This window comes from Pseudomonas sp. R43(2017), from assembly GCF_002112345.1.
Classification (GTDB): domain Bacteria; phylum Pseudomonadota; class Gammaproteobacteria; order Pseudomonadales; family Pseudomonadaceae; genus Aquipseudomonas; species Aquipseudomonas kribbensis.
Window position 1 is genome coordinate 945,952 of record NZ_NEHJ01000001.1, and the last position, 6,692, is coordinate 952,643.

Here is a 6,692-nt window from a genome sequence, read left to right on the forward strand (position 1 = left end):
TTCACGCCCTCACTCGCTATCAAGCGTAGCGACGACCTGACCCGGCTCCACCGGATCACCGTCTTCAACCTGAAAGGCACTGAGGCGCCCCGCCGTCCCGGCGGTCAGTTCGGAAAACTGCTTCATGACTTCGATCAGGCCAATCACCGTGTCGGCGCTGACAGGATCGCCAACCTCGACGTAATTCGCCGAATCCGGCGTGGCCTTTCGGTAGAAAGTCCCGGGTAACGGGGTAATGACAGAGTGCTCGGCCATGTCTGTTCCTCTTGGAATAGTTGTAGAAAGGCAGGCAAAAAATGTTTGAACCCCGGCGTCTGTGTGCCGGGTGTTTCGTTTTTATTCAGCGGGGTCGGCGCACCTCGATCCCGGCGGCATCGAGCGCCTTGCGGGTGGCCTCGACCAGCGCCAAAGCCCCCGGCGTATCGCTGTGCAGACAGATGGAGTCAAACTCGATCGGCAGATCCTCACCCTCGACGGTGCGCACCACGCCTTCCCGGCAAGCGCGCAACACACGGGCGGCGACAAATTCGGGGTCGTAGGCGCGAACATTGCGGGTGAAGACGATGGAGCCGCTCAAGTCGTATTCGCGGTCTGCATAGAATTCGCGAACCACCGGTTGGCCGAGCTCTTTGGCGACACGCCAGATGACCGAATTCGGCATGCAATACAGCAACAGATCGGGTTCCAGCCGTTGCAGGTTTTCCACCAGCAGACGCGCGGCTTCTTCGTCCCGGGCCAGATGCATGTACAGCGCGCCGTGAGGTTTGACGTGTTGCAGCGTCACGCCCTGCACCCGCGCCAGTTCGCGCAGTGCGCCCAGTTGATAAAGGATGTCGTCGACCAGTTCCTGAGCCGGTGCATTGATGTGTCGGCGACCGAAGCCCACCAGATCGCGAAACCCCGGATGCGCACCGATGCCGACCTTCAGACGCTTGGCCAGCTCGACGGTGCGACGCATGGTGCCGGGATCGCCGGCATGGAAACCGGTGGCGATGTTGGCGGAACTGATGAACGCCATCAGTTCGTTGTCCACGCCATCGCCAATGGTCCACGGGCCGAAGCCTTCGCCCATGTCCGAGTTGAAATCTACTGCCTGCATAACCCTTGCTCCTGACACTTGTGACTTCATGCAGGCCACGTTAAATTCCCGCCACCCCCTTGGGAAGATCTATTAACAGATAGGGTATCTTCTGAAAAACAGATACCTGAAAAAACAGGAACACCCATGTCGTTGACCTTGCGTCAGGTTCGCTACTTCGTTGCCACCGCCGAGATCGGGCAGATATCCCAGGCAGCGATTCATTTGAATATTTCCCAGTCGGCGGTGACCACGGCGATCAAGGAACTGGAAGGCATGCTCGGCACGTTGCTGTTCCAGCGCTCGGCACAAGGCATGAGCCTGACGGATGCCGGTCGGCACTTCCTGAACCGCGCCTACGTGATTTTGCGCAGCGTCGACGACGCGCTGAACAGCCCGCTACCCGACATTCGCGCCAGCGGCCTGATTCGCCTGGCCGCGAGCTACACGGTGATCGGCTATTTTCTGCCGCACCATCTGCAACGGCTGGAGCACTGGCACCCGGACGTCGCCATCGAAGTCCACGAGCAGGAACGGCAGGCCATCGAACAGGGATTGCTGGAAGGCAAATTCGATATGGCGGTGGTGCTTACCGCGAACCTCACGCACCCCGACATCGTTTCGGAAACCCTGTTCAACTCCGAACGCCGTCTGTGGCTGCCCAGCCACCATCCGCTCTGTGAGCGCTCAGCCGTCAGCCTTGCGGATGTCGCGCTGGAACCCTACATCTTGCTGACCGTGGATGAAGCGGAACAAAGTGCCATGCGCTATTGGGAAAACGCCCGCCAGCAACCCAACGTGCGGGTGCGTACCAGTTCTGTAGAAGCCGTGCGCAGCATGGTCGCCAATGGCAGCGGCGTGGCCATTCTCTCGGACCTGGTGCACCGCCCCTGGTCGCTGGAAGGCAAGCGCATCGAGACCCTGACCATCACCGACAAGGTGACCCCGATGAGCGTCGGCCTGGCCTGGCACCGCGAGCGCGAATTCAGCCCGGCGATGCAGGCCTTGCGCAATTACTTCCACGATGCGTTTCTGGCCCCGCAGCAGCTTTCAGCGCGGCGCTGACGCACAGGATCAGGCAAGTATTCGATAGGAATGCACTAACGGAATGCAGGTTCGGAGCGGGAAGATGACTGTCCGACAGATCCATCGAGGACGTTCCCATGCTTGTACAAGCCTACGGTGCCCACGCGGGCGACAAACCCCTTGAGCCTATTCAGATCAATCGCCGCGCCCCTGCGGCCCATGACGTCCAAATCGACATCGCCTTCTGCGGCATCTGCCATTCCGACTTGCACCAGGTGCGCTCCGAGTGGGCCGGCACACAATTCCCTTGCGTCCCGGGACACGAAATCGTCGGCCGGGTTTCGGCGGTCGGCGCTCACGTTTCCGAATACAAGGTTGGCGATCTGGTCGGCGTCGGTTGCATTGTCGACAGCTGCAAGCACTGTGAAGACTGCGAAACCGGTCTGGAAAACTACTGCGACGGCATGATCGGCACCTACAACTTCCCGACCCCGGATGCCCCTGGCTGGACACTCGGCGGCTACTCGCAAAACATCGTGGTGCATGAGCGTTATGTGCTGCGCATCCGCCACCCCGAAGCACAACTGGCCGCCGTCGCACCGCTGCTGTGCGCGGGCATCACCACTTACTCGCCGCTGCGTCAGTGGAACGCCGGGCCGGGCAAAAAAATCGGCGTGGTCGGCATCGGTGGCCTGGGCCACATGGGCATCAAACTGGCCCACGCGATGGGCGCGCACGTCGTGGCGTTCACCACATCGGAATCCAAGCGTGAGGCGGCGAAAGCACTGGGCGCCGATGAGGTCGTGGTTTCGCGCAACCCCGAAGAAATGGCCGCGCACACCAAGAGCTTCGACTTCATCCTCAACACCGTCGCCGCCCCTCACGATCTCGATGCGTTCCTGGTGCTGCTCAAGCGCGACGGCGCACTGACTCTCGTGGGCGCGCCCGCCTCGCCGCATCCATCGCCGAACGTGTTCAACCTGATCATGAAACGCCGCACCATCGCCGGCTCGATGATCGGCGGCATTCCAGAGACCCAGGAGATGCTGGATTTCTGTGCCGAACACGGCATCGTGTCCGACATCGAACTGATTCGCGCGGACCAGATCAACGAGTCTTATGAGCGGATGCTCAAGGGCGATGTGAAGTATCGGTTTGTGATTGATAACGCGACGTTGGCGGGCTGACAGGCACCACTGGAGAGAGGCGTTACGCTTGCCCGTTCGGACACGAACGCCTTTCTCCGCACTGCCCCGCCAACCGGGACTTCCCTTCATCAACGGGCCCTCCAGTCTGCGTGCCTGTACCCATCGATGGCCGGCATCCGCCATTACCTTCAGCATCTCCCCATCCGCTCATTGATCTTTCCCCCCACACCAAGTAAAAAACCCTCTCCTTTTTCCACCCTTGCAAGGAGCAGCGGATGCTCGAGCTATCCACGGATCGACTGGACCTGCGCACGATGGTCGAATCCGACTGGCCGTTGTTTCTCAGGCTGCATTCCGAGCCGCAGACCATGCAGTACGTGTTCGGCGAGATTGCCGAGGAACAGGTTCGCCAAGGCTTCGAGCACCGGCTTCCGGCGTGGGGACCGCAGTCGGAGCACTGGCTGTGCCTGGTGGTAAGCGACAGGGCCAGCGGGCACGAACTGGGCGTGACCGGTTTTCGCATTCTGTCGCCGGGGCATGCCGAAGTGGGATGCCTGCTGTTGCCGGAGCATCAGGGCAAAGGCTTTGGCACCGAGTCGCGAAAGGCGATCATCGACTACGCCGCGGCCATCGGGCTGAACTCGCTGGAATCGACCGTGACCGACGGCAATATCGCGTCCTGCAAGGTGTTGGAAAAATGCGGCTTTGTGTTCGCACGTCGTGTGCCGCAGGCCTACCAGATCGGTGATCGGTGGTTCGACGATCTGATCTACCACTATCAAATCCGCTGAGCCTTGCGCTCAACGACTCGCCAAGGAGGCCTCTCGTCGTGAATCCCTATCAATGCCTGCCACCCCGCGCTTTCTGGCGTACGGCCGTCGCCGACAAGTCCGCACCGGACATCGGTGAGCTGTGGACCCCGCAATTCGAGATCGGCAACAAGGATGCCATCGTCACCGCCGGCTCCTGTTTCGCCCAGCACATCGGCCGCGCGCTGGTGGAGCGCGGCATGCACTGGCTGGACGCGGAACCCGCCCCGGACGCGTTGCCGGAGGCTGACTGGAAAGCCCACAACTACGGGGTGTTTTCGTTCCGCACCGGCAATCTGTATACCCCGGCGATGTTGTGCCAATGGCTCGAATGGGCGCTGGGCGTGAGCGCGCCGCCGGATGAGACCTGGGTGCATGACGGGCGTTTCTTCGACCCGTTCCGCCCCGCCGTGGAGCCCGACGGATTTGCCAGCGAGCAGGCGTTGTTCGACTCGCGTGAGGCCACCCTGGACGCCATCCGTGAAGGGCTGCGCCGGGCCAAAGTGTTCGTGTTCACCCTCGGTCTGACCGAAGCCTGGCAACATCGCGAGACCGGTCTGGTGTATCCCGTGTGCCCCGGCACCGTGCATGGCACTTTCGATCCGCTGCTCCACCGATTCTGCAACTTCGGCTTCATGGACACTTACGGCGACATGGTCAGGGCGCTGGAGTTGATGCGTTCGATCAACCCGCAACTGCGCCTGCTGCTCACCGTTTCACCGGTGCCCCTGACGGCAACCGCCACCGGGCAACATGTGCTGAGCGCCACGACCTACTCCAAATCGGTGCTGCGCGCCGTCGCCGGGCAATTGTGTGAAGACCTGCCCGACGTCGACTATTTCCCGTCCTACGAAATCATCACCGGCACCCCGTTCAAGGGCGCGTTCTACCAGCCCAACCAGCGGGAAGTGACGCCAGAGGGCGTGGCGTTCGTGATGCAGCAATTCTTTGCCGGACTTGAAGCCGTCCAGTCGGTGCAGGCACCGCCCCCTTCCACCAGCGTGTCTTGTGAGGATCTTGTCTGTGAAGACGCCGTACTCGATTACTACGCCTAGGTTTCTGCTGCTGGGTGACTCCCATGCCGGCGTCATCGGCAAGGCGGCGCAGGCCCGTGAGATAGCTTTCGGTGGTGGTCCGCTGGGAACCGGTCGGGATTTCGCCGTCGACTTCTTCCAGTTGACCCGTCATGACGTGGCCTTTCGGGATGCGGAAATGGATCGGCTGTATCGCCAGGCCCTCGACACGCTGAAAGTCCCCCAACTGGCGAAGGTCAGCGTGCCGCTGGTGAGCACCCTCGGCCTGAGCCTGCACTATCTGGCCACCGCGCCGAACTGGACCTGCTACCAGAACGCGCACGGTGAGTTCGATGAAGGGTTTCTCGCCGGGCCGCTGTTCGAGACGGTCATCGACACCCTGTCCCGCCCCGCCCTGGCCTTCTATGAACAGGCCCTGGCGCTGAACCTCAAGGTGTTCGCCGTGCTGCCGCCGCAACGGGTGCCGGAGCTGTCCGACCCGCGCGTGTTCATGGCGGCGCAGTCATTGCTGATCGAACGCCTGCAAGGGCTTGGCGTCGAGTTGATCGACGTACGCGAGGCGGCGAACGATGAGCGGGGTTTTCAGCGTGAGGCGTTCTGCGAAGTGGATGACCCCCTGCACGGCAATCTGGCGTTCGGTGAGTTGATCGTCGAGCAACTGATCCGGCGCGGCGTCTAGAAAAAGAGGAAGCGCATTACTCCCTCTGATGTTTTCAAGCCTTGGGCTGCGTGCCGAGAATCGTCACCCGCTCGCCATAACGCGAATGCGGGAAGTAATCCCAGATCGCGTGGTGCTGGGTGCAGCGGTTGTCCCAGAACACCAGCGTGTTCGGCGCCCAGCGAACGCGGCAGCTGAGGGACGGCTCCCGGGCCACCAGGTCGAACAGCATGTTCAACAGCACCTGACTTTCGCCTCCAGACAGCTGCACGATGTGCGACGTGAACCCGGAATTGACGAACAGCGACTTGCGCCCGGTTTCCGGATGACGAACCACCACCGGGTGTTCGGTCTTGGGCAGATTGGCCGGCGCCTCATAGCCTTTCCACGGAATTGCACCGTCGTGAATCGCCGTCAATTCACCGAGAAACTGCTGCATCGTCGGCGAGAGCATTTCAATCGCCAGGTGCATGTTGGCGAACAGCGTATCGCCGCCCGTGCCGATGGCCGGGGTTTCCTTGACGTACAGCATCGACCCCATGGACGGCGCCAGGTCAGCCGTGCCGTCGGTGTGCCAGGTTTCACCGGCCACATAGCGCGATTGCGCATTGGCGCGGATCACCACCAGTTCCGGGTCATCGCCGTCGATATCCTCCACCGGCAACGCCCGCAGTTCGCCGAACAGCCGGCCAAACGCCTTGTGCTCTTCCACCGACAGATGCTGATCGCGGAACACCAGCACGTGGTTCTCCAGAAAGGCCCGGCGGATTTCCGCGAGCTGATCGTCCTCCAGCGGTTGCGAAAGATCGACGCCGCCGATTTCGGCACCGATGATCGGTGTGATCCGGTCGACCGTGATGCGCTGATACGGCGCGCGCTTTTCTGCGGCGATGCGCTCGATTGCCTTGAGTGCCAACTGATCCATGTTTCCTCACCTTT

8 protein-coding genes are annotated in these 6,692 nt (G+C 61.6%); 5 read left to right on the forward strand and 3 right to left on the reverse strand.

The window, feature by feature from the left end:
• Window positions 1-9: 9 nt before the first annotated feature.
• Both CAG02_RS04375 and CAG02_RS04380 read right to left on the reverse strand, forming a co-directional pair.
• Window positions 10-255 (reverse strand): acetyl-CoA carboxylase, encoded by a 246-nt coding sequence (locus tag CAG02_RS04375; protein ID WP_085708515.1) that lies wholly within the window; start codon window positions 253-255, stop codon window positions 10-12.
• Between the two features lie 85 nt (window positions 256-340).
• Window positions 341-1,099, reverse strand: coding sequence for a 5-oxoprolinase subunit PxpA (locus CAG02_RS04380; RefSeq protein WP_085708516.1), 759 nt, complete (start codon window positions 1,097-1,099; stop codon window positions 341-343).
• Window positions 1,100-1,225: 126 nt separating this feature from the next.
• Between CAG02_RS04380 and CAG02_RS04385 the strand changes: the two genes are divergently transcribed.
• From CAG02_RS04385 to CAG02_RS04405, 5 genes are all read left to right on the forward strand, one after another.
• Complete coding sequence (locus tag CAG02_RS04385; RefSeq protein ID WP_085708517.1) at window positions 1,226-2,143, forward strand: LysR family transcriptional regulator; 918 nt, start codon at window positions 1,226-1,228, stop codon at window positions 2,141-2,143.
• A gap of 98 nt (window positions 2,144-2,241) precedes the next feature.
• Window positions 2,242-3,291, forward strand: coding sequence for an NAD(P)-dependent alcohol dehydrogenase (locus CAG02_RS04390; RefSeq protein WP_085708518.1), 1,050 nt, complete (start codon window positions 2,242-2,244; stop codon window positions 3,289-3,291).
• A 236-nt stretch (window positions 3,292-3,527) separates the two neighbouring features.
• Complete coding sequence (locus CAG02_RS04395) at window positions 3,528-4,043, forward strand: GNAT family N-acetyltransferase (RefSeq protein ID WP_085708519.1); 516 nt, start codon at window positions 3,528-3,530, stop codon at window positions 4,041-4,043.
• 38 nt (window positions 4,044-4,081) lie between these two features.
• Window positions 4,082-5,116 carry a GSCFA domain-containing protein gene (locus CAG02_RS04400; protein ID WP_085708520.1) on the forward strand — a complete coding sequence of 345 codons (1,035 nt, stop codon included), beginning with the start codon at window positions 4,082-4,084 and terminating at the stop codon, window positions 5,114-5,116.
• Entirely contained in the window at window positions 5,085-5,774 is a 690-nt protein-coding gene (locus tag CAG02_RS04405; protein WP_085708521.1) for a hypothetical protein, read from the forward strand. The genes CAG02_RS04400 and CAG02_RS04405 overlap by 32 nt, the downstream gene beginning before the upstream one ends.
• 34 nt (window positions 5,775-5,808) lie before the next feature.
• Here the strand turns inward: CAG02_RS04405 and CAG02_RS04410 are convergent, their stop codons facing one another.
• Window positions 5,809-6,678: a TauD/TfdA family dioxygenase gene (locus CAG02_RS04410; RefSeq protein WP_085708522.1), complete on the reverse strand. Its 870-nt coding sequence runs from the start codon at window positions 6,676-6,678 to the stop codon at window positions 5,809-5,811.
• Between the last annotated feature and the right edge of the window lie 14 nt (window positions 6,679-6,692).